21 protein-coding genes and 1 pseudogene are annotated in these 23,262 nt (G+C 67.3%); 11 read left to right on the top strand and 11 right to left on the bottom strand.

Annotated elements, in window-relative coordinates; all coding sequences use genetic code 11:
- The first annotated feature begins 58 nt into the window (after nucleotides 1-58).
- The 3 genes from creD to FB547_RS01035 all read left to right on the top strand — a co-directional run bounded on the left by creD (nucleotide 59) and on the right by FB547_RS01035 (nucleotide 4,667).
- Complete coding sequence (creD, locus tag FB547_RS01045) at nucleotides 59-1,540, top strand: cell envelope integrity protein CreD (RefSeq protein ID WP_145738899.1); 1,482 nt, start codon at nucleotides 59-61, stop codon at nucleotides 1,538-1,540.
- Nucleotides 1,541-1,588: 48 nt separating this feature from the next.
- Complete coding sequence (locus tag FB547_RS01040; protein ID WP_145738898.1) at nucleotides 1,589-3,982, top strand: penicillin-binding protein 1A; 2,394 nt, start codon at nucleotides 1,589-1,591, stop codon at nucleotides 3,980-3,982.
- A gap of 79 nt (nucleotides 3,983-4,061) precedes the next feature.
- Entirely contained in the window at nucleotides 4,062-4,667 is a 606-nt protein-coding gene (locus FB547_RS01035) for a hypothetical protein (RefSeq protein WP_145738896.1), read from the top strand.
- A 5-nt stretch (nucleotides 4,668-4,672) separates the two neighbouring features.
- Here FB547_RS01035 and creC read toward each other — a convergent pair whose 3' ends face one another.
- Nucleotides 4,673-6,112 (bottom strand): two-component system sensor histidine kinase CreC, encoded by a 1,440-nt coding sequence (gene creC, locus FB547_RS01030; protein WP_145738894.1) that lies wholly within the window; start codon nucleotides 6,110-6,112, stop codon nucleotides 4,673-4,675.
- The gene (creB, locus tag FB547_RS01025; protein WP_145738892.1) at nucleotides 6,109-6,894 is read right to left on the bottom strand and encodes a two-component system response regulator CreB; all 786 of its coding nucleotides are present in this window, start codon (nucleotides 6,892-6,894) and stop codon (nucleotides 6,109-6,111) included. The genes creC and creB overlap by 4 nt, the downstream gene beginning before the upstream one ends.
- A 568-nt stretch (nucleotides 6,895-7,462) precedes the next feature.
- Between creB and FB547_RS01020 the strand changes: the two genes are divergently transcribed.
- Nucleotides 7,463-8,413 carry a YcjF family protein gene (locus tag FB547_RS01020; protein WP_145738890.1) on the top strand — a complete coding sequence of 317 codons (951 nt, stop codon included), beginning with the start codon at nucleotides 7,463-7,465 and terminating at the stop codon, nucleotides 8,411-8,413.
- Nucleotides 8,414-8,443: 30 nt separating this feature from the next.
- On the opposite strand, the gene cueR is transcribed toward FB547_RS01020, so the two are convergent.
- Together cueR and FB547_RS01010 are read right to left on the bottom strand one after the other, a co-directional pair.
- Nucleotides 8,444-8,851: a Cu(I)-responsive transcriptional regulator gene (gene cueR / locus FB547_RS01015; RefSeq protein WP_145738888.1), complete on the bottom strand. Its 408-nt coding sequence runs from the start codon at nucleotides 8,849-8,851 to the stop codon at nucleotides 8,444-8,446.
- The gene (locus FB547_RS01010; RefSeq protein ID WP_018903395.1) at nucleotides 8,848-9,042 is read right to left on the bottom strand and encodes a heavy-metal-associated domain-containing protein; all 195 of its coding nucleotides are present in this window, start codon (nucleotides 9,040-9,042) and stop codon (nucleotides 8,848-8,850) included. Before FB547_RS01010 ends, cueR begins: the two co-directional genes overlap by 4 nt.
- Before the next feature lie 135 nt (nucleotides 9,043-9,177).
- Here FB547_RS01010 and FB547_RS01005 point away from each other — a divergent pair, with 135 nt between their 5' ends.
- Nucleotides 9,178-11,418: a heavy metal translocating P-type ATPase gene (locus FB547_RS01005; protein WP_145738886.1), complete on the top strand. Its 2,241-nt coding sequence runs from the start codon at nucleotides 9,178-9,180 to the stop codon at nucleotides 11,416-11,418.
- A 16-nt stretch (nucleotides 11,419-11,434) separates the two neighbouring features.
- Here FB547_RS01005 and FB547_RS01000 read toward each other — a convergent pair.
- From FB547_RS01000 to FB547_RS00985, 4 genes and pseudogenes are all read right to left on the bottom strand, one after another.
- Nucleotides 11,435-11,920: pseudogene (locus tag FB547_RS01000) on the bottom strand (N-acetyltransferase family protein); the annotation flags it as partial.
- Between the two features lie 63 nt (nucleotides 11,921-11,983).
- Nucleotides 11,984-13,216, bottom strand: a complete 1,233-nt coding sequence (locus tag FB547_RS00995) for a beta-ketoacyl-[acyl-carrier-protein] synthase family protein (protein ID WP_145738882.1) — start codon at nucleotides 13,214-13,216, stop codon at nucleotides 11,984-11,986.
- Nucleotides 13,213-13,512, bottom strand: a complete 300-nt coding sequence (locus tag FB547_RS00990; protein WP_145738880.1) for an acyl carrier protein — start codon at nucleotides 13,510-13,512, stop codon at nucleotides 13,213-13,215. Before FB547_RS00990 ends, FB547_RS00995 begins: the two co-directional genes overlap by 4 nt.
- 13 nt (nucleotides 13,513-13,525) lie before the next feature.
- Nucleotides 13,526-14,404, bottom strand: a complete 879-nt coding sequence (locus tag FB547_RS00985) for an alpha/beta hydrolase (protein WP_145738878.1) — start codon at nucleotides 14,402-14,404, stop codon at nucleotides 13,526-13,528.
- A gap of 142 nt (nucleotides 14,405-14,546) precedes the next feature.
- On the opposite strand from FB547_RS00985, the gene FB547_RS00980 reads away from it, so the two are divergent.
- Together FB547_RS00980 and FB547_RS00975 are read left to right on the top strand one after the other, a co-directional pair.
- On the top strand, nucleotides 14,547-15,236 hold the full coding sequence (locus FB547_RS00980; RefSeq protein WP_145738875.1) for a response regulator transcription factor: 690 nt from the start codon (nucleotides 14,547-14,549) through the stop codon (nucleotides 15,234-15,236).
- Nucleotides 15,233-16,675: a sensor histidine kinase gene (locus tag FB547_RS00975; protein ID WP_145738873.1), complete on the top strand. Its 1,443-nt coding sequence runs from the start codon at nucleotides 15,233-15,235 to the stop codon at nucleotides 16,673-16,675. The genes FB547_RS00980 and FB547_RS00975 overlap by 4 nt, the downstream gene beginning before the upstream one ends.
- A 13-nt stretch (nucleotides 16,676-16,688) precedes the next feature.
- On the opposite strand, the gene FB547_RS00970 is transcribed toward FB547_RS00975, so the two are convergent.
- The 3 genes from FB547_RS00970 to gstA form a co-directional block, all read right to left on the bottom strand.
- On the bottom strand, nucleotides 16,689-17,210 hold the full coding sequence (locus tag FB547_RS00970; protein WP_145738871.1) for a RidA family protein: 522 nt from the start codon (nucleotides 17,208-17,210) through the stop codon (nucleotides 16,689-16,691).
- Between the two features lie 70 nt (nucleotides 17,211-17,280).
- Nucleotides 17,281-18,384, bottom strand: a complete 1,104-nt coding sequence (locus tag FB547_RS00965) for an alkene reductase (RefSeq protein WP_145738869.1) — start codon at nucleotides 18,382-18,384, stop codon at nucleotides 17,281-17,283.
- A 232-nt stretch (nucleotides 18,385-18,616) separates the two neighbouring features.
- Nucleotides 18,617-19,225: a glutathione transferase GstA gene (gene gstA, locus FB547_RS00960; RefSeq protein WP_145738867.1), complete on the bottom strand. Its 609-nt coding sequence runs from the start codon at nucleotides 19,223-19,225 to the stop codon at nucleotides 18,617-18,619.
- Between the two features lie 189 nt (nucleotides 19,226-19,414).
- On the opposite strand from gstA, the gene FB547_RS00955 reads away from it, so the two are divergent.
- The 4 genes from FB547_RS00955 (at nucleotide 19,415) to FB547_RS00940 (ending at nucleotide 23,259) form a co-directional block, all read left to right on the top strand.
- The gene (locus tag FB547_RS00955) at nucleotides 19,415-19,600 is read left to right on the top strand and encodes a DUF1328 family protein (RefSeq protein WP_145738865.1); all 186 of its coding nucleotides are present in this window, start codon (nucleotides 19,415-19,417) and stop codon (nucleotides 19,598-19,600) included.
- Between the two features lie 332 nt (nucleotides 19,601-19,932).
- Nucleotides 19,933-21,891 carry a tRNA uridine-5-carboxymethylaminomethyl(34) synthesis enzyme MnmG gene (gene mnmG, locus FB547_RS00950; RefSeq protein ID WP_145738863.1) on the top strand — a complete coding sequence of 653 codons (1,959 nt, stop codon included), beginning with the start codon at nucleotides 19,933-19,935 and terminating at the stop codon, nucleotides 21,889-21,891.
- Nucleotides 21,888-22,529 (top strand): 16S rRNA (guanine(527)-N(7))-methyltransferase RsmG, encoded by a 642-nt coding sequence (rsmG, locus tag FB547_RS00945; RefSeq protein WP_145738861.1) that lies wholly within the window; start codon nucleotides 21,888-21,890, stop codon nucleotides 22,527-22,529. Before mnmG ends, rsmG begins: the two co-directional genes overlap by 4 nt.
- A gap of 115 nt (nucleotides 22,530-22,644) precedes the next feature.
- The gene (locus tag FB547_RS00940; RefSeq protein ID WP_145738859.1) at nucleotides 22,645-23,259 is read left to right on the top strand and encodes a LysE family transporter; all 615 of its coding nucleotides are present in this window, start codon (nucleotides 22,645-22,647) and stop codon (nucleotides 23,257-23,259) included.
- Nucleotides 23,260-23,262 lie beyond the last annotated feature (3 nt).

Here is a 23,262-nt window from a genome sequence, read left to right as displayed (position 1 = left end):
CGCGCTTCGGATGGCGCGGCGAGCATCGCGGCTTCGACAACCGACGAGGAGAAAAAACATGTTCCAGTTGCTCAAGGCCCTGCAGGGTTCGATGCTGGTCAAGGTGGCCGGGCTGCTGATGCTCACGCTCCTGCTGTGCATTCCGCTGGCCGAGATCAATGCGATCAACCGGGAGCGCGGCCACAGCCAGCGCGAGGCGGCCGAGGAGCTTGCCGCCACCTATGCGGGCCCGCAGACCGTCGTGGGCCCGCTGCTGCTGGTGCCCTACGTGGAGCGCTGGATGGAGCCGCTGCGCAATGCGCAGGGCCAGGTGATCGGCCAGGAGGCCCGCAGCAAGGAAATGACCCACGTGATGTTTCCCGACAAGCTGTACATCGAGGGGTCGATGGCACCGCACGAACGCTACCGCGGCATCTTCAGGATTCCGTTCTATACGCTCGACGCCACGCTCGGCGGCGGCTTTGCGGCTTTCGATTCCCGATCGGTGGCGCACAGCGAAACCGATTCGCGTATCGAGTTCAAGGCACCATTCATCGTCTTCGGCGCAAGCGACCTGCGCGGGCTCGATGGTTCGCCTTCGATCGCGATGAACGGCGAGGCTTTGGGTTTCAGGCAGCGCGTGCCTGGCCTGGCAGACGATGCTCCGCTGGCCGACGGCATCCACGCACCGCTCACCGGCGCCGCGCTCGCCGCATGGGAGGCGAGGGCACCGCTGCCCTTCGAGATGAAGCTCGGCCTGGTCGGGCAGGACACGCTCTCGATGGTGCCGATTGCCGACGAGACCACCGCCCACCTGAAGTCGCCCTGGGCGCATCCGAGTTTCGGCGGCCGCTTTCTCGCTACCCAGCGCGAAGTGACGCCGCAGGGCTTCGATGCGCACTGGCGCGTGTCGTCGCTCGTGACTTCCGCACGCGAGCAGGTGCGCGCCGGGCTGTCGGGCCGCGGCGATGCCGCCAGTGCCGCCACGGCTGCTGCTGTGGCTGCAACCAACCATGCGCAACGCAACCTCGGCCCGCTGCAGACCTTCGACGTCTCGCTCGCGCAGCCGGTCAACGTCTATTCGATGAGCACCCGCGCCGGCAAGTACGGCGCGCTCTTCATCGGCCTGGTGATCATGGCGGCCTTCATGTTCGAGCTGTTCCGCAGGCAGCGCATGCATCCGGTGCAATACGGGCTGGTCGGCCTGTCGATCGCGCTGTTCTTCCTGCTGCTGCTGGCCCTGTCCGAGAAGCTGGCGTTCTGGCTGGCCTATGCCAGTGCGGCCGGCGCGAGCGTGCTGCTGCTGGGCATCTATTTCAGCGCGGTATTGCAAAGCTGGAAACGCGGCGCGGGCTTCGGGGCCTATGTCGCGGTACTCTATGGCGCGCTTTACGGCCTGCTGGCATCGGAAAGCAATGCCCTGCTGCTCGGCGCCCTGCTGACATTCGGCATGCTGACGGTGCTGATGCTCGCCACGCGCAAGGTCGACTGGTATGCACTGTCGGCCGGGAACCCCCGAACGCCCGAGCCGGTCTTACCTGAGGCGGCCGCGTCCGTGTAACCAACGCTACGGACTGTTTTTTTCCTTACCTTTTTGCCATTGATTCCCATGGACGATTCTTCTCCTTCCACCGAGCCCGCGCGCTCGCAGCGTTCAGCGAAGCTGCGGCGCGCGGCGCGGTGGAGCGCCATCGCGCTCGGCTGCGGCGCGCTGGTGCTGCTGGTGGCCGCCGTCGTCGCGGTGGCCGCCATCTATCCCCGGCTGCCCGACATTTCCGAGCTGGCCGACTACCGGCCCAAGCTGCCGCTGCGCGTATACACGGTCGAAGGCACGCTGATCGGCGAGTTCGGCGAAGAACGCCGCACGCTCACGCCCTTTGCGAGCATTCCCAAGGTCATGAAGGACGCCGTGCTCGCCGTGGAGGACGCGCGTTTCTACGACCATGGGGGCGTCGACTACAAGGGCTTCGCACGCGCGGCCGTGGCCAGCCTGAAGGGCGGCCGCAAGCAAGGCGCATCGACCATCACGATGCAGGTGGCGCGCAACGTCTACCTGAGCTCCGAACGCACGCTGAGCCGCAAGGCCTACGAGATTTTGCTGGCCCTGCGCCTGGAGCAGCAGCTCAGCAAGGACCAGATCCTGGAGATCTACCTGAACCAGATCTACCTGGGCAACCGCGCCTATGGCTTCGCGGCCGCATCGGAAGCGTATTTCGGCAAGCCGCTGCAGAACGTCACGCTGGCCGAAGCTGCCATGCTGGCCGGCCTGCCCAAGGCGCCCGGCGCGAACAACCCGGTGGCCAATCCGCGGCGCGCCCGCGCACGCCAGCTCTACGTGATCGACCGCATGCAGGAGACCGGCTTCATCACCGCCGAGCAGGCGGCCGAAGCCAAGAAGGAAGAGCTGCACTTGCGCGATGCCGCCGATCCGGAGCGGCTGCATGCCGAATACGTGGCCGAGACGGTGCGCCAGATGATGTACGCGCAGTACGGCGACAGCATCTACACCAGCGGCATGAAGGTCTACACCTCGCTGGTCGCGGCCGACCAGGCAGCCGCCTACAGGTCGCTGCGCAAGGGCATCATGGACTACGAGCGGCGCCAACCCTATCGCGGTCCCGAGCGCTTCGTCGATCTGCCGGCCGATCAAAAGGAAGCCGACGAGGCGGTGGACGAAGCGCTGGCCGAACATCCCGACAACGGCGACGTGATGGCCGCGGTGGTGCTGGAGGCCGGCAGCAAGGAAATCAACGCGGTGCGCGCGAACGGCGAAACCATCCAGATCACCGGCGAAGGGCTGCGGCCTGCGCAGTCGGGCCTTGCGGCGAAGGCGCCGCCCCACATCAAGATCCGCCGCGGCGCAGTGATCCGAGTCGCGAAGACACCCAAGAACACCTGGGAGATCACACAGCTGCCCGAAGTGGAGGGCGCCTTCATCGGCATGGATCCGCGCACCGGCGCCATCAAGTCGCTGGTGGGCGGCTTCGATTTCGGCAAGAACAAGTTCAACCACGTCACGCAGGCCTGGCGCCAGCCGGGCTCGAGCTTCAAGCCCTTCATCTATTCGGCCGCACTCGAAAAGGGCTTCACGCCCGCGACCATCGTCAACGACGCACCGCTGTACTTCGAGCCCGGCACCCCGGGCGGCCAGCCCTGGGAACCGAAGAACTTCGACGGCGGCTTCGAAGGCCCGATGCCGCTGCGCACCGCACTGATGAAGTCGAAGAACCTGGTGACGGTACGCCTGCTGCAGGCCATCGGCGCGCCGTATGCGCAGGAGTGGATCACCCGGTTCGGCTTCGACAAGAACAAGCATCCGGCCTACCTGCCGATGGCGCTGGGCGCCGGTTCGGTCACGCCGATGCAGATGGCCACGGCCTACTCGGTGTTCGCCAACGGCGGCTACAAGGTCAATCCGTACCTGGTCACGCGCGTGACCGACCTGCGCGACAAGGTGCTGCTCGAAACCGAGCCGCCGGCACTCGACGAAAGCCGCCGCGCCATTCCCGAACGCAACGCCTTCATCATGGATTCGCTCCTGCAGAGCGTGGTGAAGGGCGGCACCGCCGCGCGCGCCTACCAGGCACTCAAGCGCGACGACCTGTTCGGCAAGACCGGCACCACCAACGATTCCTTCGACACCTGGTTCGCGGGCTTCCAGCCCACCACTGTTGGCATTGCATGGATCGGCTACGACACGCCGCGCCAGCTGGGCGTGCGCGGCGAAACCGGCGGCAGCCTGAGCCTGCCGATCTGGATCGGCTACATGCAGGCGGCGCTCAAGGGCGTGCCGGTCAGCAAGATTGCCGAGCCGCCGGGCGTCGTCAACATCGATGGCGAGTGGTACTTCGACGACTTCACGCCGGGCCACAGCGTGGCGAGCCTGGGCGTGGAGAGCGAGGCGCCGCCAGTGCCGGCCGAAGAACTCTCGGGTGTGCCGCCGCCCCTGGGCCCGCCGCCGCAGCCCGAAGAGCGCAACCGCATCCTCGATTTCTTCCGCTGAGGCACGGCGGGAAGGAGCCGCACCGGGTCTCTACACTCGGTGCGGCTCCTTTCGCTTTACCTTCCCACGCTTCTCCCCCATGGAAATCCTCATCCTGGCGACGTCGATCATCGTCGGCGCCTACATCCTCAAGTCCAGGGACCAGCGCCAGCGCATCGCGCTGCTGGGCAGCCACCTGGGCAGATACCAGATCGAAAGGCTGATGGAGAGCCTCACCGAAGGCTACCTGCGCTGCCTGGGCGAGGACAGCGCCGAGCGGCGCCAGCAGATCTGGAGCCTGCTCGACTCCACCGAGGAAAAGCTCTCGGCCCAGTTCGACAGCTTTGCCGCCGAGTTTGCGCGCGTCGACGCGGCCGACGCACGCGTGAGCAAGCTGCCCGTGGCCATTCCGTTCGCGCACAAGCTGTTCCCGGCCGCGACCTTCGACCTGCGCGAGGCGCTGGCGATCCACGCGCGCGGCATTGCCGATGTCATGCGCAACGATGCGGGCCGCACGCCCAAGGCCAAGGCCTTCACCATGTCGGCCGAGCTGTTCCTGATGCAGCACACCTGCCACTGGTTCTGCAAGTCGAAGACGGTGGCCTCGGCTCGCATGCTGGCGCGGCACAAGACCTCGTACGAGCAATTGCTCGAGGCCGTGAGCCCCGCAACGCGCCGGGCCTACGCAGCACTCACGGGCCAGTAATCCGCTCAGTGGTGTGACAGCAGCGGCAGCGTGAGCGTGGCCACCGCGCCGCCGCGCGCCGCATTGCCGAGCTCGATGCGCCCGCGGTGCAGCGCGGCAATCTCCTTCACGAAGGCCAGCCCGAGCCCGGTGCTCTTCTTCCGGCTGTGCGGCCGCGCGAGCGAATAGAACTTCTGGAAGACCTTTTCCTGTGCGTAGTCCGGAATGCCCGGACCATGGTCGCGCACGCTCACGCGCGCCAGCTTCGAGGTGGTCTCCAGCGTCAGCAATACCTCGCTGCCCTGCGGTGAAAAATCGATCGCGTTGTCCAGCAGGTTGCTGATGGCGCGACGCAGCAGGAACGGATCGCCCTCGGTGCGGGCCTCGGCGCGGATGTTCACGCGCAGCTGGATGCTGCGCTTGGCCGCCGCGGGCTGCGCGCTGAGGGCGATGTCCTCGATCAGCGAAGCCAGCACCACCGGCTCCGTGCGGTCCAGCCCGTGGCGGGTTTCCAGTGCGGTGAGCTCCATCATGCGGTCGACGATTTCCTGGATGCGCTGCGTCTCGCGTTCGATGTTCTTCAGGAAGCGCTCGCGCTCGGCATGCGGCATCGACGGCTCCTGCAGCAGCTCGGCCGCGCCGCGGATCGCCGAGAGCGGGCTCTTCACTTCGTGCGTGAAGGTCTGCACGTAGTCGGCCACGTAGTTGCGGCCGGTCAGCGCATCGCGCATTTCGCTGAAGCCGGTGCGCACCGCATCGACCGCGCGCCGCGCCATGCGCGAAAGGCTCAGCGTGCGCTGCGCGCGCACCCAGGCCCAGTAGTCCGAGATCAGCCCGAAAGGCCGCACCAGCCAGACCGAAACGATCACCGCCAGCAGCAGCAGCGCCAGCCCCGAACCGACGCCCACCCACAACGTGCGGGCGCGCGCGTCCTCCACGAACTGGCCGAAGCTCTGCACCGGCTTGCCGACGCTCACCATGCCGACGATCTCGTTGTTCCACCGGATCGGTGCGCCCACGTACATCACCGAAGTGCGGGGGTCGCCGTCGACGTCGCGCGAGGTGCGCGCGCCGTACAGGCCGGCAAGCGTGCGGCTCACGTCGCTCCACTGCGAATAGTCGGCGCCCAGGTGCCTGCCGAGCGAATCAAACACCACGCGGCCGCTGCGGTCGGTGACGTACACGCGCAGCTCGACGCGGTTCTTGTGCAGGTTGTAGATCTGTGCGGAGAACTCGCGCGCATAGACCGTGCGGAACAGCGGCTCGAGCCGCGCGGTGTTGAGGGCGCCCGCGATCACGTCCTGCTCGACCAGGCTGGCCATGAGCTGCGAAGTCTCGACCAGCGATTCCTCGGCCGATTCGCGATAGCGCGGATCGATGTCCGACACCACGCGGTAGAGCAGGAACGCGATGCCCGCCGTGTAGATCAGCAGAATCCCGATAAAGATGCGCGTGCGCCTGCTCACGGCGCGTTGAGAGGCAATTCTTCGTTCAGCGCATAGCCGGTGCCGCGCAGCGTCCGGATCGGCTCCACGTCGGGCGCCACGGCCTTGAGCTTGGCGCGCAGGGTCTTCACATGGGCGTCGACGGTGCGGTCGAAGCTGTCGCTCGCGTCGTCCCAGACCAGCTGCAGCAGCTCGTCGCGCGTGAACACGCGTCCGGGCCGCTGGACCAGCAGCCGCAGCAGTCCGTATTCGTAGCGCGAGAGCTCGAGCAGGCGTCCGTAGTAGCGGATCTGCATGCGCTCGTTGTCCAATGCAAAGGGCATTGCGGGGGGCTGAGCGGGCGCTGGAGGCGCCGCGCCCGGAATTCGAGGGGGTACCCCATCGCCGGGGCCTGCGGTCCCTCCAGGGGCGGCTCGTGCGCTGCGCCGCAGGATGGTGCGCACCCGCGCCACCAGTTCGCGCGGCGAAAAGGGCTTGGCAATGTAGTCGTCGGCACCGAGTTCCAGCCCCACCACGCGGTCGATCTCGTCGCTTCGGGCCGTGAGAAACAGCATCGGCACCTCGGCGCCGCCCTGCGACTGGTTCAGCGCGCGCAGCCGCTTGAACAGCTCGAAGCCGTTGAGGTCGGGCAGCCCCACGTCCAGGATCGCGAGCGCCGGCGGCTCCTGCGCGAACTGCGCGATGGCGTCTTCGGCCGTGGCGCACCAGACCGGCGTGAAGCCGTCGCTCTTCAGCACGTACTGGAGGGTGTCGGCAATGCCCGATTCGTCTTCGGCGATCAGGATCCGCGGTTTGAAGCTCATCCCCGGATGTTAGCGAGCGGGCGCCGTCCGGCGACGGCCGGTTTGGCCGCGTGGCGCCGCGAACACGGCGCGGCCGTTCACGGACTTTTTTTCGGGCACGGCGCTGTCCCCGTTTCTATTTCTTATTTCTCTTATTCAAATTAGTAGTAGTAGATAAGGGCGGGGCCGGTCTGTGGACATGGCACTTTTTCCCTTGCGTGACATGGACTTGTCATGCCCGCGTCACTGTGCGCAGCTGCGCTTCCGTGCTGTCGCGCCAAAAGGAACAACATTGCTGGAAGCGCCGGCCCTGTGGATAACGCCCTGCTTGTGCCGGAAATCTCCCCAGAGTTGTCCTTTGACACGCTCCGGAAAATCTGCCAAAGGCGTTTTCCCGTGCGAGAAATTCATTGCCTCATATTTGGGCAGACTGTAGATTTTTCATATAGATCAACCACTTAGCTTTCTCTTACAAGGAAGTGCGAGTGTTATCCACAGAGTTGCCCAAGCTTTGTGGGGAGAACCGGCGGCGGAACCTTTGGGCCCCATGCCGAACGAACTTTGTCCCTCAACCAGTGGAAATTCGAACGTGACACCTTCCGAAACCCGGGCCATCGTGTCCCTCAGCCTCCTGGCCGCCTTCGTCGATGGCGAGAAGCACGAGCGCGAACGTGCCGAGATCAAGCGCATTGCCGAAGGTCTTTCGCAAGCCGACGGCGTGAACCTGCCCACGCTCTACCAGGACGTCCTGATGAAGCGCGTCTCGCTGGCTTCGGTCGCGGGCGAGCTGAAGAGCACGGAATCGAAGCAGCTGGCCTACGAGATGGCGGTGTGCGTGTGCGATGCGGACGGCGCGCAGTCCGATGCCGAGCGCATGTTCCTGGCGGACGTGCGCACCTCGCTCGGGCTGGCTGCCTCGGCGGCGCAGTTCTCGCAGCAGGCGGAAGAGATTGCGGCAGCGGTGCCGGCGGCGGCCACCGGCACGGGCACGGCCGTCGCGCCAGCTGCCGCTGAGCCATCGCCTGACAGCGCGGAGCTCGACAAGTCGATCCTCAATGCGTCCATCCTCAACGGCGCGCTCGAACTGCTGCCCGAGACGCTCTCGACCATGGCGATCATTCCGCTGCAGATGAAGCTGGTCTACCGCATCGGCAAGGCCTACGGCTACGAACTTGACAGCGGCCACGTGAAGGATTTCCTGGCCACGGTCGGCGTGGGCCTGACCTCGCAGTACCTGGAGCAGGCCGGGCGCAAGCTGCTCGGCGGCCTGCTCGGCAAAATGGGTGGCGGACTGCTGCGCGGCCTCGGCAACCAGGCGGTGAGCTCGGGCATGAGCTTCGCCTCGACCTATGCATTGGGGCATGTGGCCAAGCGCTACTACGCCGGCGGCCGCACGCTCTCGGCGCAGATGCTCAAGGACACCTTTTCGGGCGTGGTGCAGGAAGGCAAGAGCCTGCAGACCCAGTACCTGCCGGCCATCCAGGAAAAGGCCCGCACCCTCGATGCCGGAAAGGTGCTGTCGCTGGTCAGGGGAGCCTGATCCCCTTTTTCAGGAACACCGTGGGAGAGCCTATCTGGCCAGGTCGTCGAGGATCGGGCAGTCGGGGCGCGCATCCCCGTGGCAGCAGTGCACGAGGTGCGCGAGCGTGTGGCGCATCGACTGCATGTCGGCAATGCGCTGCTCCAGTTCGCCCAGGTGCTTTTGCGCGATGCGCTTCACGCTCGAACTCGCACGCCGGCGGTTGTGCCACAGGCCCACGAGCTCGGCGATTTCCTCCATCGAGAAACCGAGATCGCGCGAGCGCTTGATGAAGCGCAGCGTGTGGATGTCGGCATCGCCGTACTGGCGGTAGCCGCTTTCGGTGCGCGCCACCGGGGGCAGCAGGCCCAGGCCCTCGTAGTGCCGCACCATGCGCGCCGAGACACCCGAGAGCCGTGCGGCCTCGCCGATCGAGATGGTGGTGCCGAAGCTGCTCATTGGACCCTGTAGCCGGCGTTCTCTATTGCTGCCACGATGTCCTTTCGAGGCTGCGCGCTCAGCACGTCGACATGGCCGGTTTCAAGATCCACCGTGACCTGCGCCTCGGGGTCCACCGTCTGTACCGCGTTCTGCACCGCGCTCACGCAGTGGCCGCAACTCATGCCCGAGACCTGGAATTTCTGGCTCATCGTCTTTGCTCCTGTTGAATGAAATGAAGTGAACGAATCGCCAGTTTGAACCTTCTCATGATGTCAATGTCCAGCGCAGGGACACTGCGTACCCCGGCTTGACCTTGCCATGATGTGAGACTTTAGCCTCGGGGCATGGACAATCTGCTGCACAACTTGAGCGACCCGATGAGCACCCTGGATCTTTCCGTCGGCGGCATGACCTGCGCCTCTTGCGTGATGCGCGTCGAACGCGCGCTCAGGAACGTGCCGGGCGTGCAGGAGGTCAGCGTGAATCTCGCCACCGAATCGGCGCGCGTGACCGCCGCCGGCGGCGAGGACCTGGATGCCCGCCTGCGCCGCGCCGTGCGTGCCGCCGGCTACGAGCCGCGCGCGGCCAGCAGCGCGGCCGACGAGGCGGCTGCGCTGTCGCCCTGGCATGGCTTCGCGCCCGTGGCCATCGGACTGCTGCTGTCGATACCGCTGCTCGCCCCGATGCTCGGCCAACCCTTCGGGCAGGACTGGATGCTGCCGCCCTGGCTGCAGCTGCTGCTGGCGGCGCCGGTGCAGTTCTGGCTCGGGGCGCGCTTCTATCGCGCAGGCTGGCATGCCGCAAAGGCGGGCACCGGCAACATGGACCTGCTGGTGGCGCTCGGCACCAGTGCGGCATTCGGCCTGTCGCTCTGGCTCTGGTGGCGCGCGGCCACGGGCGTGCATGCGGGGCACGGCGGCGTGCCGCATCTGTATTTCGAAGCCTCGGCGGTGGTGATCACGCTGGTACTGCTCGGCAAGTGGCTGGAGGCGCGCGCCAAGCGGCAGGCCACTTCGGCGATCCGCGCGCTGCAGCAGCTGCGGCCCGAAACCGCGCATCTGGTCGGCCCGCGCGGCGAAAGCGACGTGCCGCTGGCCGAGGTGATGGTGGGCGACCGGCTCGCGGTGCGTCCGGGCGAACGCGTGCCCGCCGATGCGCGCGTGATCGAGGGGCAGTCCGAGGTCGATGAATCGATGCTCACGGGCGAGCCGCTGCCGGTGCCGAAGGGACCTGGCGACGCACTGACGGGCGGCGCGGTCAATGGCGACGGCCGCATGGTCGTCGAGGTGCGCGCGGTGGGTGCCGAGAGCGTGCTGGCGCGCATCATCCGCCTGGTCGAGGACGCGCAGGCGGCCAAGGCGCCGATCCAGCGGCTGGTGGACCAGGTCGCGGCCGTGTTCGTGCCGGTGGTGCTGGCGATTGCGCTGGCCACGCTGGCAGGCTGGCTGCTTGCGGGCGCCGGCATCGAGGCTGCCATGATCCATGCGGTGGCCGTGCTGGTCATTGCCTGTCCCTGTGCGCTGGGCCTGGCGACGCCGGTTGCCGTGATGGCCGGCACCGGTGTGGCGGCGCGCCGCGGCATCCTCATCAAGGACGCGCGGGCGCTGGAGCTTGCGCACCGCGTCGGCACCGTGGCCTTCGACAAGACCGGCACGCTGACGCTGGGCCGGCCGGTGCTCACGGCGCTGGTGCCGGTGGCGGGCGGCAGCGATGAAGCCGCATTGCTCGCAACCACCGCCAGCCTGCAAGGCGGCAGCGAGCATCCGCTGGCGCGTGCCGTGATGGCTGCTGCCGCACAGCGCGGCGTGCAGGCACCGCCACTGAATGCGATGCAGGCGATGCCTGGCCGCGGCGTGCGCGGTCTGGTGAATGGCGAGCCCTGGGCCATTGCCAGCCTGCGCTGGTGCGCGGAGCTCGGCGCCGTGATCGACGCCGCGCAGCTCGAGCATCTGCACGGGCAGGGTGCCACCGTATCCGCATTGCTGCGTTTCGACGCGGCGGGTGCTGCCCGGGTGCAGGCGCTGCTGGCCTTTGCCGACGAGCCCAAGCCCGAGGCCGCGCAAGCCATCCGCACGTTGCATGCACGCGGCCTGCGCGTGGTGATGATCTCGGGCGACAACCTGCGCGCCGCGCAGGCCATGGCGGCGCGGCTCGGCATTGCGGCCGAGGACGTGCGCGCCGAGGTGCTGCCCGCCGACAAGGCAGCGCAGGTCAGCGCCTTGAAGAAGAACGGCCAGGTGGTCGCGATGATCGGCGACGGTGCCAACGATGCGCCCGCGCTGGCCGCGGCCGACGTGGGCATTGCCATGGCGCCTGCGGGTGGCGGCACCGACGTGGCGATGGAAGCGGCGGGCATCACGCTGATGCGCGGCGACCTGTCGCTCGTGGCCGAGGCGCTCGAGCTCTCGGCGCGCACGGTGGCCAAGATCCGGCAGAACCTGTTCTGGGCCTTTGCCTACAACGTGGCCGGCATTCCGCTGGCCGCCTTCGGGCTGCTGAGCCCGGTGGTGGCGGGTGCGGCGATGGCGCTGTCGAGCGTCAGCGTGATGGCCAATGCGCTGCTGCTGCGGCGCTGGAAGCCTTGAGCCCTCCCCGTCGATCTCAGTCGATCAGCAGCGCCAGCAGGTGGTCGTCGATGTAGTCGGCCTGGCCGGCGCGCTTGTAGAACTTGCGCAGGGTGCCTTCGTACTCGAAGCCCAGCTTCTCGTAGAAGCGCAGCCCCGGCGCGTTGTCGCTCTCGGCGTAGAGCTCGATGCGCTTGACCCCCTCGGCCTTGAGCCTGGCGATGGCATCGCTCACCATGGCCTGCGCAATGCCCTTGCCGTGCAGCGACGGATCGACCGCGAGCGTGCCGAAGCAGGCCACGTGCCGCGCACGGCCCGGATAGCGCGTCGCGCGGTAGAAGCCTGCGACACGGCCATCGGCTTCATAGACATAGAAGCTGCGGCTGTCGACCAGCTCCTTGTAGATGGCGCGGAATTCATCGAGCGGCATGGGGTCGTAGCCCAGGAACGGGACCACGCTCTCGTGCATGTAGATGGAGAAGACCGCTTCGAGGTCCTGGGGGGTGGCGAGCCTGCGCATGGATGACGGATTTTCTGCGGATGCGGCGACGAAAGCGCCAGCATACCCAGTCCGTCGTCGCGCTCCTCAGCGGTCCATGGCGCGGCCCGCGACCAGCACGGCGTTGGTGCCGCCGAACGCGAACGAATTGGAAAGCACGTAGCGCAGGTCGCGGGCTTCGCGCGCCTCGCCGAGCACGAAGTCGACGTCGAAGGCCGCGTCGGGCACCCGAAGGTTGGCCGTCGGCGGAAGCACCCCTTGCGCCAGCGTTCGCAGCGCCGCCACCAGTTCGATCGCGCCGCCGCCGCCCAGCACATGGCCGTGGATGGCCTTGGTGGCGCTCACGGGCGTGGCACGGCCGAATACTTCGCGGATGGACGCAGCCTCGGCCGCATCGCCCGCGGTGGTGGCGGTGCCGTGTGCATTGATGTGGCCGACCTGCGCGGGCTCGATGCCCGCATCGCGCAGTGCCGCGCGCATGGCGCGCACCTGGCCGGCGGGATCGGGATTGGTGATGTGCGTGGCGTCGCAGTTGGTGGCATAGGCCGCCAGAAAGAGCGAAGAGGCACGGACGGCGCTTCGCGCGCCGGCATCCGATTCAAGCACCAGCGCAGCCGCGCCTTCGCCGAGTGCGAAGCCTGCGCGGTCGCCGGAGAACGGGCGGCAGGCGCTGCCGGGTGCACCGGGCGGCGGCGGCGCCGTCACGCGCATCGCATGCCAGCTGGCCATCACGCCCGGCGTGAGCATGGCCTCGTGCCCGCCGACGATGGCCGTGTCGATCCAGCCGCCCCGGATGGCGCGCATCGCCTCGCCGATGGCCACGGCCGACGACGCACAGGCACAGGCATACGCAATCGCCGCGCCCTGTGCGCCGAACTGCAGTGCGAGTTCCGCCACCGCGGCGTTGGGCATCACGGTGAGCACTGTCGTGGGCCGCATGCGGCGTCGCTCGCCGTAGAGCGCGCGCGTGGTGTCGTCGAAGCTGCCGGCGCCGGCCAGGCCGCTGCCCCAGAAGATGCCAAGGCGTTCGGGGTCGACGCTGCCGGACCGGAGCCCGGCCTGCGCGGCGGCATCGCGCGCGGCCGCGACTGCCATGGCGGTGCCCCGATCGAGTGGCAGGCGCGAACTGCTGCGCACGGCGGCCGCATCGAAATCGCAGGCGGCCACGGCCAGTTCGGCCGGATCGAGGCCTTCGATCTCGAGCGTTCGCGCGCGGACTGCGGAACGTCCGTTGAACAGTGCGTCGTCGAACGACTCGGCGGTGCAGCCCAGCGGTGTGATGAAGCCGATGCCCGTGACGTGAACGCGCGCGCCGCTCACGCCTGCACGGCCATCGGCGAATCGAGCTTGCAGTCGATCTCGGCCTCGATCGCCTCGCACAGGCGGCCGAGCGTGATGCCGGCCTCGCGCGGATCGAGCCGGTCTTCGGGCAGGCGAAGATGGAAGGCGTCTTCCACCGCGAACACGAACTCCATCAGCGAAAGCGAATCGAGACCGAGCTCGGACAAGGCGGCTCCGGGCGCGATGTCGTCGCGTGCCACGTCGAACTGGTTCACCAGGATGGCTGCGATGCTGTTGAAGACGGGCGAAGAAGAGGAAAAAGAAGAAGAGGGCATGGCGTGCTTTCTTTCAGGCGGCAAAGGAGCGTGCGGGCAGGGCGCCGATGGCTTCGGGCGTGCCATGGGCCACGGCATCGGCGAAGGCGGAGGTTTCGCGCACCACCTGGTGGCGGTCGTTGTCGATCGTGATCATGTGGTAGCTGTTGGCGAGCACCACGCTGCGGAACGTCCCGCAGCGAAGCCCGCGCGCGAGGATGTCGAGATTGGCGAGGCTGGCCACCTCGTCCTCGCGTGCATGCAGCGCGAGGACGCTGCCGCATTGCACGCGGTGCAGGTTGCGCCTCACGTGACGGATCAGCCGGTCGTGCTCGCGCAGGTGGCCCACGCCGATCACCGCGCTGCCGGCGCTCGACACCTTGCGGTGGCGCAGCTCGCGCTCGATCCAGGCGCGCACGCGCTCGTTCTTCACGCCGTAGGGCGGGCGTTCGCGGTATTGCCAGAACCGCCCGAGCGGCGTGTAAAAGGCCAGCGGCAGCAGCACCTGGGTGCGCGGCACGGCCCAGCCGTCGAAGCGCAGCGTGGTCGACATCAGCACCAGCGCATCGACGCCGCTGCCGCAGCGGATGGCCGCGCCGAGCGCCAGAGAAGAACCGGCCGAGATGCCCACCAGCATCACGCGCTCGTGCTGCGTGCGCAGCGCCTTCACCCGTGCCTCGATGGCGTCGATCCAGCGTTCGTACGGCAGGGCCTGCTGCACCGGTGCGGCGGCATCGAAGGAGTAGCCATCGACACGCATCGGATGCACTGGGTAGCCGCTCGCGCGCAGGGACGATTGCACGGTCAGGAGCTCGTCAGGTGTGCTGCATAAACCATGCAGCAGCACGATGGCCGTGCGCCGCACCGCGGGGTGCACCACGCTCAGGAGATCGGAGGGATCGCGGGCGCTCATCGCGTTGTCGCTGCGGCCTGGAAAGAGACCCGTGCCGCAGGTTGCTGTCGTATGCTCATGGCGCGTTTATCGCCGGGGTGTGCTGACCGGCCGCTGACCCTCCTTCGCGCAAGAATAGGCACTTCAAACCACCATACACACCATGCGAATCCTGCTTGTCGAAGACGATGCCGTGCTGCGCGACGTGATGCTGCGCAGCCTTGCGGATGCCGGCCATCGGGTCGACGTGTCGACCAACATCGAGGACGCCGACCACCTCTGGCGCGTGCAGCCTTTCGATGCGGTGCTGCTCGACCTGAACCTGCCGGCCACGGCCAGTCCCACCAGCGGCCTGGCGAGCGGCCTCAACGTCCTGCGCCAGGCGCGTGCGCGCGGCGACCGCACGCCGGTGCTGGTGCTGACGGCGCGCGGCCGCACCGAGGAGCGCATCGCAGGTCTCGATGCCGGTGCCGACGACTACCTGGGCAAGCCCTTCGATCTGGCCGAGGTCGAGGCGCGGCTGCGCGCGCTGGTGCGGCGGGCCAAGGGCACCGAAGACATCGTGCTGCTGGGCCAGCTCAAGCTGGACCGCAAGGCACGCCGCTTTTCCACCGCAAGCGGGCCGCTCGACCTGCCGGCGCGCGAGTTCGAGGTGCTGTGGGAGCTGATGAGCCCGCCGGGCCGCACGGTGAGCAAGCGGGCCCTGTCCGACAAGCTCTCCAGCTTCGACGAATCGCTGGGCGACAACGCGCTGGAGGCCTTCATCTCCCGGCTGCGCAAGAAGCTGGCCGGCTCGGGCGCGGGCATCCGCACGCTGCGCGGCATCGGCTACCTGCTCGAAGCCGAAGTGTGAGCCGTACGCATCCGGCCGCGCCCGCGCCATCGAAGGCAGCGCCTTCGCTCACGCGGCGCGTGCTGCGCAACGTGCTGGTGCCGCTGGCGCTCACGTGGATGGTGGGCGCGGTGATCGCGCTGGTCATCGCAAATTATTTTTCCGAGCAGGCCTTCGACCGCGCCATGCTCGACGACGCCTATGCGCTGTCGGCCAACGTGCAGGCGGGCGAGCGCGGCATCGAACTGCTGCTCACGCCGCGCGAAGTGGCCACGGTGCTGTTCGACCAGGTCGACAAGATCTACTTTGCGGTGCAGCGGCTCGACGGCACGCTGATCTCGGGCCAGGCGGGCCTGAAAGCACCGCTGCCGGCGGCTGGCGCGCACTATCGCTTTTCGGACGTGAATTACGAAGGCAAGGTCCTGCGCGCGGTGGTGCTCGAGCCTGTCACCGAGCCTGACCGGCTGATGCCCTACCGGGTGGTGATTGCGCAGACCACGCTGAGCCGCGCGGCGCTGGTGCAGCGGCTGCTCGGCTATGCGCTGGCGCCGCAGGTGCTGCTGCTGATACTGCTCGCGGTATGGCTCTGGCATGGCATTCGCAGCGACCTGCGCCCGCTCGGCGAACTCCAGCAGGCGCTGGACCGCCGCGATGTGCACGACCTCTCTCCGGTCGTGGTGGTGCGCACCTCGCGCGAGGTGCAGCGCCTGGGCAATGCGGTCAATGCGCTGTTCGACCGCCTGAACCACAGCGTGCGTGCGCAGCGCGAGTTCGCGGGCAACGTCGCGCATGAGCTGCGCACGCCGCTGGCGGGCATCCGCGCACTGGCCGAATACGGGCTTGCGCAGCACGACTCCACCGTGTGGCGCGAGCAGCTCGCGCGCGTGGCCGAGCGCCAGGCCCGCGCGAGCCATCTCATCGACCAGCTGCTGGCGCTCGCGCTCGCGGACGAGGCGCGCACCGGCCTTGCGCGCGAGCCGGTGCGTCTCGACATATTGGCCGAGCAGACCGTGCTGCGGCACCTGGCCCGCGCCGACGCGCACGGCGTCGACCTGGGTGCGCGCGGCCTCGACGAGCGCGTGGCGGTGCTTGCGAACGAAGCATTGGTCGAGGGCATTCTCGACAACCTGATCGACAACGCGCTGCGCTACGGCGGACGCACCATCACCGTCGAGCTGGCGGGCCGCACCCTGAGCGTGATCGACGACGGCCCCGGCATTCCGCTGGAAGCGCAGCGCGACCTGATGCAGCGCTGGGCGCAGGGCCCGGCGGGCCAGAAGCTCGGGCAGGGCTCGGGCCTGGGCCTGTCGATCGTGGCGCGCTATTCGGAGCTGCTGGGCGCCGATCTGCGGCTCGATGCGGCCGAGCCCACGGGGCTGCGGGTGAGCATTACCTTCGCGGAGCTCCGCGCGGGCACTGTCGCCGATGCGGGTGGTACGGGCGCGGCGCGCGCTGCCTGAGGTGGCGCGGCGTTCAGGCCTTCGCCGGCTTGCGCGGGGAGATGCGAGTGCGCGACTCGAACTCCACTTCGCCTTCGATCTCTACGGGGATGTTGAACGGGAGCTCCGCCATGCCGACGGCACTGCGCGCGTGCGCACCGATCGACGGGCCGAAGAGCTCGAGCACGAGATCCGAGAAGCCGTTGATGACGGCGGGCTGTTTGTCGAAGCCCGGTGCCGAGGCCACCATGCCGAACACGCGCGTCCAGGCGGTGATGCGGTCGAGGTCGCCGAGTGCGCGCTGCAGGCTGCCGAGCATGGCCAGTGCGGTGAGCCGCGCCGCCGCATAGCCTTGCTCGACCGTCAGCTCGCGGCCCAGCTTGCCGAGCGGGGCGGCAATGGTGCCGTCGGCATTCAGCGGACCGTGCCCCGAGACGATGGCGCGGCGCCCGGCAATGCGCACGAAGGCGAAGGGCAGCACCACGCCGGGCGGCGGCGTGACCGGCGGCGGCAGCACGAGGCCGAGCGTTGCGAGACGCTGTTCGATGCGGGCCATGCATTTTTCTCCTGCGGCGGTTGGATCCGCCGCCGCATCTTGCCAGGGCCCCGCCGCGGCCGCGAGGGACTCAGTCCAGCGTCGGATAGTCCGTGTAGCCCTTGACCCCGCCGCCGTACATGGTGGCCTTGTCCACGGTGTTGAGCGGCGCGTTCTCGCGCAGGCGGCGCACCAGGTCGGGGTTGGCGATGAAGGGCTTGCCGAAGGCGACAAGGTCGTCGCCTTCCTTGACGGCCTGGTCCGCGAGCGGCTTGTCGTAGCCGTTGTTGACCATCCATGCGCCCTTGCCGCCGGCCTGGCGGTAGGCGGCCTTGAGCGCCTCGTAGTCGAAGGGACGGTCCTCGATCTCGCGCGGACCGCCGGTGGCGCCTTCGATGATGTGGATGTAGGCCAGGCCGAGCGGGGCGAGCTGCTTCACCACGTAGGTGAAGAGCGGCTGCGGATCGGAATCGTGCACGTCGTTGGCCGGCGTGACGGGCGACAGGCGGATGCCGGTCCTGCCGCCGCCGACCGCGTCGACCACGGCGCGCGTGGCTTCGAGCAGCAGTCGGGCGCGGTTCTCGATGCTGCCGCCGTAGTCGTCGGTGCGCTTGTTGCTGCCGTCCTTGAGGAACTGGTCGAGCAGGTAGCCGTTGGCGCCGTGGAGTTCCACGCCGTCGAAGCCGGCGGTTTCCACCGCGTTGCGCGCGGCGGCCGCATAGGCGTGGACGATGCCGGGCAGTTCTTCGGCGTCGAGCGCGCGCGGCTCGGAGGTTTCGACGAAGGTCGGCACGCCCTCCTTGATGAGCACGGTCTTGGTCCTGGCGGTGATGGCCGAAGGCGCGACAGGCTTGCCGCCGCCGGGCTGCAGTTCGCTGTGCGACACGCGGCCCACATGCCAGAGCTGCACCACGATCTTGCCGCCCTTGGCATGCACCGCATCGGTCACGCGCTTCCAGGCGTCGAGCTGCTCGGTGCCGTAGAGGCCCGGCACGTCGGCATAGCCCTGGCCCTGGTGGCTGATGGCAGTGGCTTCGGTGATGAGCAAGCCGGCGCTGGCGCGCTGCGCATAGTAGGTGGCGGCAATGTCCTGGGGAATCGCGTTGGGCGAGCGGTTGCGCGTGAGCGGTGCCATCACGACGCGGTTGGCGAGCTGCAGGTCACCGGCTTGTACGGGATCGAAAAGGGAGGGCATGGCGGAACGTCAAAGAGTGGGACGGAGGACGCGAGGCTAAACCTGGGCGGCCAAACCTGCTGTCGCACGGTTGTCCGATTGCTGCTAGGCGTTCAGGCCGCTGCAAATGCGAGCAGTTCTGCCCCCACGCGCACGCCTCGCCCTTGCCGGCTTGTGGCTGAGAGCAGCCCGGGGTTTTCCTGCGGGTGGACGGGCCGCTTTGCGACTCTTGCGAGCTTCTGCCGACTTCTTCTTACTTCAGCAGGCCTTCGGCCTTCATCGCCTCTTGAACAGCGGGACGAGCAGCCACGCGCGCATGCCAGGCCTGGAGATTGGCGAAGCCCGAGATGTCGACGCCGGTGGACTTGGCCCAGTTGGTGACGGTGAACAGGTAGCCGTCGGCCACGCTGAACTGGTCGCCCATCAGATAGGACTTGTCGGCAAGCTGCCCGTCGAGCCATCCATAGCGCGACTTGAGCTTGTCCTTGAAGATCGCCTTGGCTTCTTCGGGCATGTTCGGGTTGAACAGCGGGCTGTAGCCCTTGTGCATCTCGGTGCCGATGAAGGTTAGCCACTCCTGCAGGCGGTAGCGCTGCAGCGTGCCGGCGGCCGGTGCGAGGTTCTTCGTCGGGGCCAGGTCGGCGATGTACTGCACGATGGCCGGGCCTTCGCGCAGGCGCGTGCCGTCGTCGAGTTCGAGCATGGGCACGTAGCCCAGCGGGTTGATGCCGTAGTAGTCAGTGCCGTCCTGCAGCTTGTGGGTCTTGGTGCTGGCCAGCACGGGCTCGAAGGCAAGGCCTGCCTCGTGCAGCGCGATATGGGGCGAGAGGGAGCAGGCACCGGGCGAGTAATACAGCTTCATGCGAAGAAATCTCCAATATTGGGAATATGGATAGCGGGAATCGATCCATGGACCAACGGGGATGCTAGCGGGTTTGCCCGCTGGGCGTTTGTCCTACGGCCGCTCGCGCGGGGCGACTATCGGGGCGGCTGCGGCCGGTTCCTAAGCTCCCCCGCACGGTGGGCGAGGCTCGCCGCAAGGAGTTTTCAGATGTTGAAGTACGCGATTATTTTTGCCTTGATCTCGCTGGTGGCCGGGGTGCTGGGCTTCGGCGGCATTGCGGCAGGCGCAGCCGGCATCGCAAAGTTGCTGTTCGGGTTGTTCCTGGTCCTGGCGGTGGTGTTCGTGGTCCTGGCGGCACTGGGGATCGGCGCAGTGAAAAAGGTGATCGACTGATGCAGCATCCGGCACCTGTCTGGCCGCGGGCCCGTCCGCTCGGACTGCTGCTGCAAAGCCCGGCCCATCGCGTGGTGCGTGTGCTGCTCGTGACCCAGAGCCACTGGCAGCTTCCAGAGCACCGCTCGCGCCGGCGGCGCGTCTGAACGCCGCATTGTTGCTATTAAAATAATAGCAAACTATCCAGGATACAAGAGGGATCGGCTGGGTCCGGGGTGATTTAGGAGCAATTAACCATATTGCCCGCATTTCGGGCGCAAAGCGGCACCCCCGATTAAAATTGGTGCCCCCTTTGCGCAGCGCACGCGTCAGTAGTGCGCCCCCTCTTTCAAATGCTGTACCCCGAAGAATTCGATTGTGTAGTCGTCGGCGGTGGCCATGCCGGCACCGAAGCCGCGCTTGCCGCCGCACGCATGGGCGCCAAGACGTTGCTGCTCTCCCACAACATCGAGACGTTGGGGCAGATGAGCTGCAACCCATCGATCGGCGGCATCGGCAAGGGCCACCTCGTGAAAGAGGTGGATGCGCTGGGCGGCGCGATGGCCATTGCGACCGACGAGGCGGGCATCCAGTTCCGTATTCTCAATTCGAGCAAGGGGCCGGCGGTGCGCGCCACCCGCGCGCAGGCCGACCGCGTGCTGTACAAGGCCGCGATTCGCCGCCGCCTCGAGAACCAGCCGAACCTGAGCCTGTTCCAGCAAGCCGTCGATGACCTGATGGTGGAGGGCGACCGCGTGGTCGGCGCCGTCACGCAGGTGGGCATTGCCTTTCGTGCGCGCACCGTGGTGCTCACCGCCGGGACTTTTCTCGATGGCCGCATCCATGTGGGCCTGGACAACTACCAAGCCGGACGCGCGGGCGATCCGCCGGCGGTCAGCCTGTCGGCGCGGCTCAAGGAACTCAAGCTACCGCAGGGCCGCCTGAAGACCGGCACACCACCGCGCCTGGACGGCCGGAGCATCGACTTCTCGAAGTGCACCGAGCAGCCCGGCGACGGCATGCCGGGCGGGGCAGGGCCGATGCCCGTGTTCAGCTTCATGGGCCGGGTCGACATGCATCCGCAGCAGATGCCGTGCTGGATCACCCATACCAATGCGCGCACGCACGACATCATCCGTTCGGGCTTCGACCGCAGCCCGATGTTCACGGGCAAGATCGACGGCGTCGGTCCGCGCTACTGCCCGAGCGTGGAAGACAAGATCAACCGCTTTGCCGACAAGGAAAGCCACCAGATCTTTCTCGAGCCCGAAGGCCTGACGACCAACGAGTACTACCCCAACGGCATCTCGACCAGCCTGCCGTTCGACATCCAGTACCAGCTCGTGCGCTCGATGCCCGGGCTTGAAAACGCCCACATCCTGCGACCCGGTTACGCCATCGAGTACGACTATTTCGATCCGCGCGAGCTCAAGAGCAGTTTCGAGACGCGCTCGATCAAGGGCCTGTTCTTTGCCGGGCAGATCAACGGCACCACCGGCTACGAAGAGGCAGCGGCCCAGGGGCTGTTTGCCGGCATCAATGCCGCGCTCCAATGCCGCGAAGAAGAGGCGTGGCTGCCGCGCCGTGACGAGGCCTACCTGGGCGTGCTGGTGGACGACCTGATCACCAAGGGCGTGACCGAGCCGTATCGGATGTTTACCAGCCGTGCCGAATTCCGGCTGCAGCTGCGCGAGGACAACGCCGACATGCGCCTGACGGAAGCAGGGCGCAAGCTGGGCCTGGTGGACGACGCGCGCTGGGATGCTTTCAGCCGCAAGCGCGACACTGTTTCACGTGAAACAGAACGACTCAAGTCGATCTGGGTGAATCCGCGCAACCTGCCGGCGTCCGAATCCGAGCGCGTGCTCGGCAAGGCCATCGAGCATGAATACAACCTGGCCGACCTGCTGCGCCGGCCCGATGTGAACTACCAGACGCTGATGTCGCTGGACGGCGGAAAGTACAGCGCAGGGGCTGCACTCACTGAAACCGAGATCGAGCAGATCGAAATCTCGGCCAAGTACTCGGGTTATATCGAGCGCCAGCACGACGAAGTGGAGCGCGCCGCGCATTTCGAGAACCTGCGCCTGCCGGCCGACTTCGACTACAGCCAGGTCAAGGCGCTGAGCTTTGAGGTTCGGCAGAAACTCGACAAGCACCGGCCTGAAACCCTGGGCTTGGCATCGCGCATTTCGGGTGTCACGCCGGCCGCCATTTCCCTGCTGATGATCCATTTGCGCAAAGGCGGCCACAAGGCATTCAACCGCGATGCAGACTCGGAAGCGGCTGCTGAATCGCAGCCCGCCCAATGAGCGCGCCCATCGACACGCTGCGCCAGGGCGCGGCGGCCCTGGGCACGGCCTTGAGCGATGCGCAGGCGGAACAGCTGCTGGCCTACGGCACGCTGATGCTCAAGTGGAACAAGGTCTACAACCTCACGGCGCTGCGCGACCCGGCCAGCGTGCTGACGCACCATCTGCTCGACAGCCTGGCGGCCGTGGCGCCGTTGCAGCGTGAATGGGCAGGGAAGGGCAAGTTGCTCGACGTCGGTTCCGGGGGTGGCCTGCCGGGCGTGGTGATTGCCGTCATGCGGCCGGAGCTCGAGGTGAGCTGCCTCGATGCCGTGGCCAAGAAGGCGGCCTTCGTCCAACAGGTGGCAGCCGAACTCGGATTGCCCAATCTGCGCGGCCTGCACGCGCGCGTCGAATCGCTGACGGGCAGCTATGAAGTCATCAGCTCCAGGGCCTTTGCCTCGCTGCCTGATTTCTTCAACGGGTCCAGGCACCTGCTCGCGCCGGGCGGCGTCTGGCTGGCCATGAAGGGCAAGGTACCCACCGATGAACTCGCTGCCTTGCCCCAAGGTATCGCAGTGTTTCACGTGGAACAATTGACCGTTCCTGGCCTGGACGCCGAGCGCTGCATCGTCTGGGCGCGCCAGGAAGCGGCCTGAATCGCCAAAAAAGAGGCCGCCGCACCGGTGAAAGCCGGTGCCGAACGATCCTCACCGGGCCGGCCTCGCTTAGACTCGACGCCTCCCCCTGGCTCTCCTTCTCGAGGCAAATCCCATGTTCGGCATTGCTGACTACGGCGCATTCGTCGCCGCCATCGTCCTCTTTCTCCTGATTCCCGGTCCGGGCAACCTCGCGTTGATCACCTCGACCAGCAAAGGCGGGATCCGTGGCGGCCTGGCGGCCACGCTGGGCGTGATCGTCGGCGACCAGTTCCTGATGTGGGCGGCGGTGGCGGGCGTGGCGGCTGTGCTGGCGGCCTATCCGGCCGCGTTCAAGGCGGTGCAGTGGCTGGGCGCCGTCTACCTCGCATGGCTGGGCGCCAAGATGCTGCTGGCCAAGCCCGGCGCGGCACCCATCCTGAACATTCGCCCCAGCCACTTCATGCGCCAGGCCCTGGCCATCACCTTGCTGAACCCCAAGGCCATCGTGTTCTACATGGCTTTCTTCCCGCTGTTCGTCGACCCGGCGCGCCACCAGGGCGTGGTCACTTTTGGCGCCATGGCGCTGACGATTGCTGCGCTGACCTTCCTCTACGGCCTCACTTCGACGCTGCTCACGCACTTTCTGGCCGAGCGCATCCGCGCCAATCCGCGCATTTCGGGCAGGCTCGAAAAGCTCGCGGGCGTCTTCTTGATCGCCTTCGGCATCAAGCTCGCCATTTCCCGCTGATTC

The sequence above is a fragment of the Variovorax beijingensis genome (assembly GCF_007828835.1).
GTDB classification, from domain to species: domain Bacteria; phylum Pseudomonadota; class Gammaproteobacteria; order Burkholderiales; family Burkholderiaceae_C; genus Variovorax; species Variovorax beijingensis_A.
Note: the sequence above shows the minus strand (reverse complement) of the source record. Positions and strands in the feature narration are given on the sequence as shown.

Coding starts and splice junctions, on each gene's coding strand:
- creD (WP_145738899.1), top strand. CDS start 59: ATGTTCCAGTTGCTCAAGGCCCTGCAGGGTTCGATGCTGGTCAAGGTG.
- FB547_RS01040 (WP_145738898.1), top strand. CDS start 1,589: ATGGACGATTCTTCTCCTTCCACCGAGCCCGCGCGCTCGCAGCGTTCA.
- FB547_RS01035 (WP_145738896.1), top strand. CDS start 4,062: ATGGAAATCCTCATCCTGGCGACGTCGATCATCGTCGGCGCCTACATC.
- creB (WP_145738892.1), bottom strand. CDS start 6,894: ATGAGCTTCAAACCGCGGATCCTGATCGCCGAAGACGAATCGGGCATT.
- cueR (WP_145738888.1), bottom strand. CDS start 8,851: ATGAGCAGCTTCGGCACCACCATCTCGATCGGCGAGGCCGCACGGCTC.
- FB547_RS01010 (WP_018903395.1), bottom strand. CDS start 9,042: ATGAGCCAGAAATTCCAGGTCTCGGGCATGAGTTGCGGCCACTGCGTG.
- FB547_RS01005 (WP_145738886.1), top strand. CDS start 9,178: ATGGACAATCTGCTGCACAACTTGAGCGACCCGATGAGCACCCTGGAT.
- FB547_RS00990 (WP_145738880.1), bottom strand. CDS start 13,512: ATGCCCTCTTCTTCTTTTTCCTCTTCTTCGCCCGTCTTCAACAGCATC.
- FB547_RS00985 (WP_145738878.1), bottom strand. CDS start 14,404: ATGAGCGCCCGCGATCCCTCCGATCTCCTGAGCGTGGTGCACCCCGCG.
- FB547_RS00980 (WP_145738875.1), top strand. CDS start 14,547: ATGCGAATCCTGCTTGTCGAAGACGATGCCGTGCTGCGCGACGTGATG.
- FB547_RS00970 (WP_145738871.1), bottom strand. CDS start 17,210: ATGGCCCGCATCGAACAGCGTCTCGCAACGCTCGGCCTCGTGCTGCCG.
- FB547_RS00965 (WP_145738869.1), bottom strand. CDS start 18,384: ATGCCCTCCCTTTTCGATCCCGTACAAGCCGGTGACCTGCAGCTCGCC.
- gstA (WP_145738867.1), bottom strand. CDS start 19,225: ATGAAGCTGTATTACTCGCCCGGTGCCTGCTCCCTCTCGCCCCATATC.
- FB547_RS00955 (WP_145738865.1), top strand. CDS start 19,415: ATGTTGAAGTACGCGATTATTTTTGCCTTGATCTCGCTGGTGGCCGGG.
- mnmG (WP_145738863.1), top strand. CDS start 19,933: ATGCTGTACCCCGAAGAATTCGATTGTGTAGTCGTCGGCGGTGGCCAT.
- rsmG (WP_145738861.1), top strand. CDS start 21,888: ATGAGCGCGCCCATCGACACGCTGCGCCAGGGCGCGGCGGCCCTGGGC.
- FB547_RS00940 (WP_145738859.1), top strand. CDS start 22,645: ATGTTCGGCATTGCTGACTACGGCGCATTCGTCGCCGCCATCGTCCTC.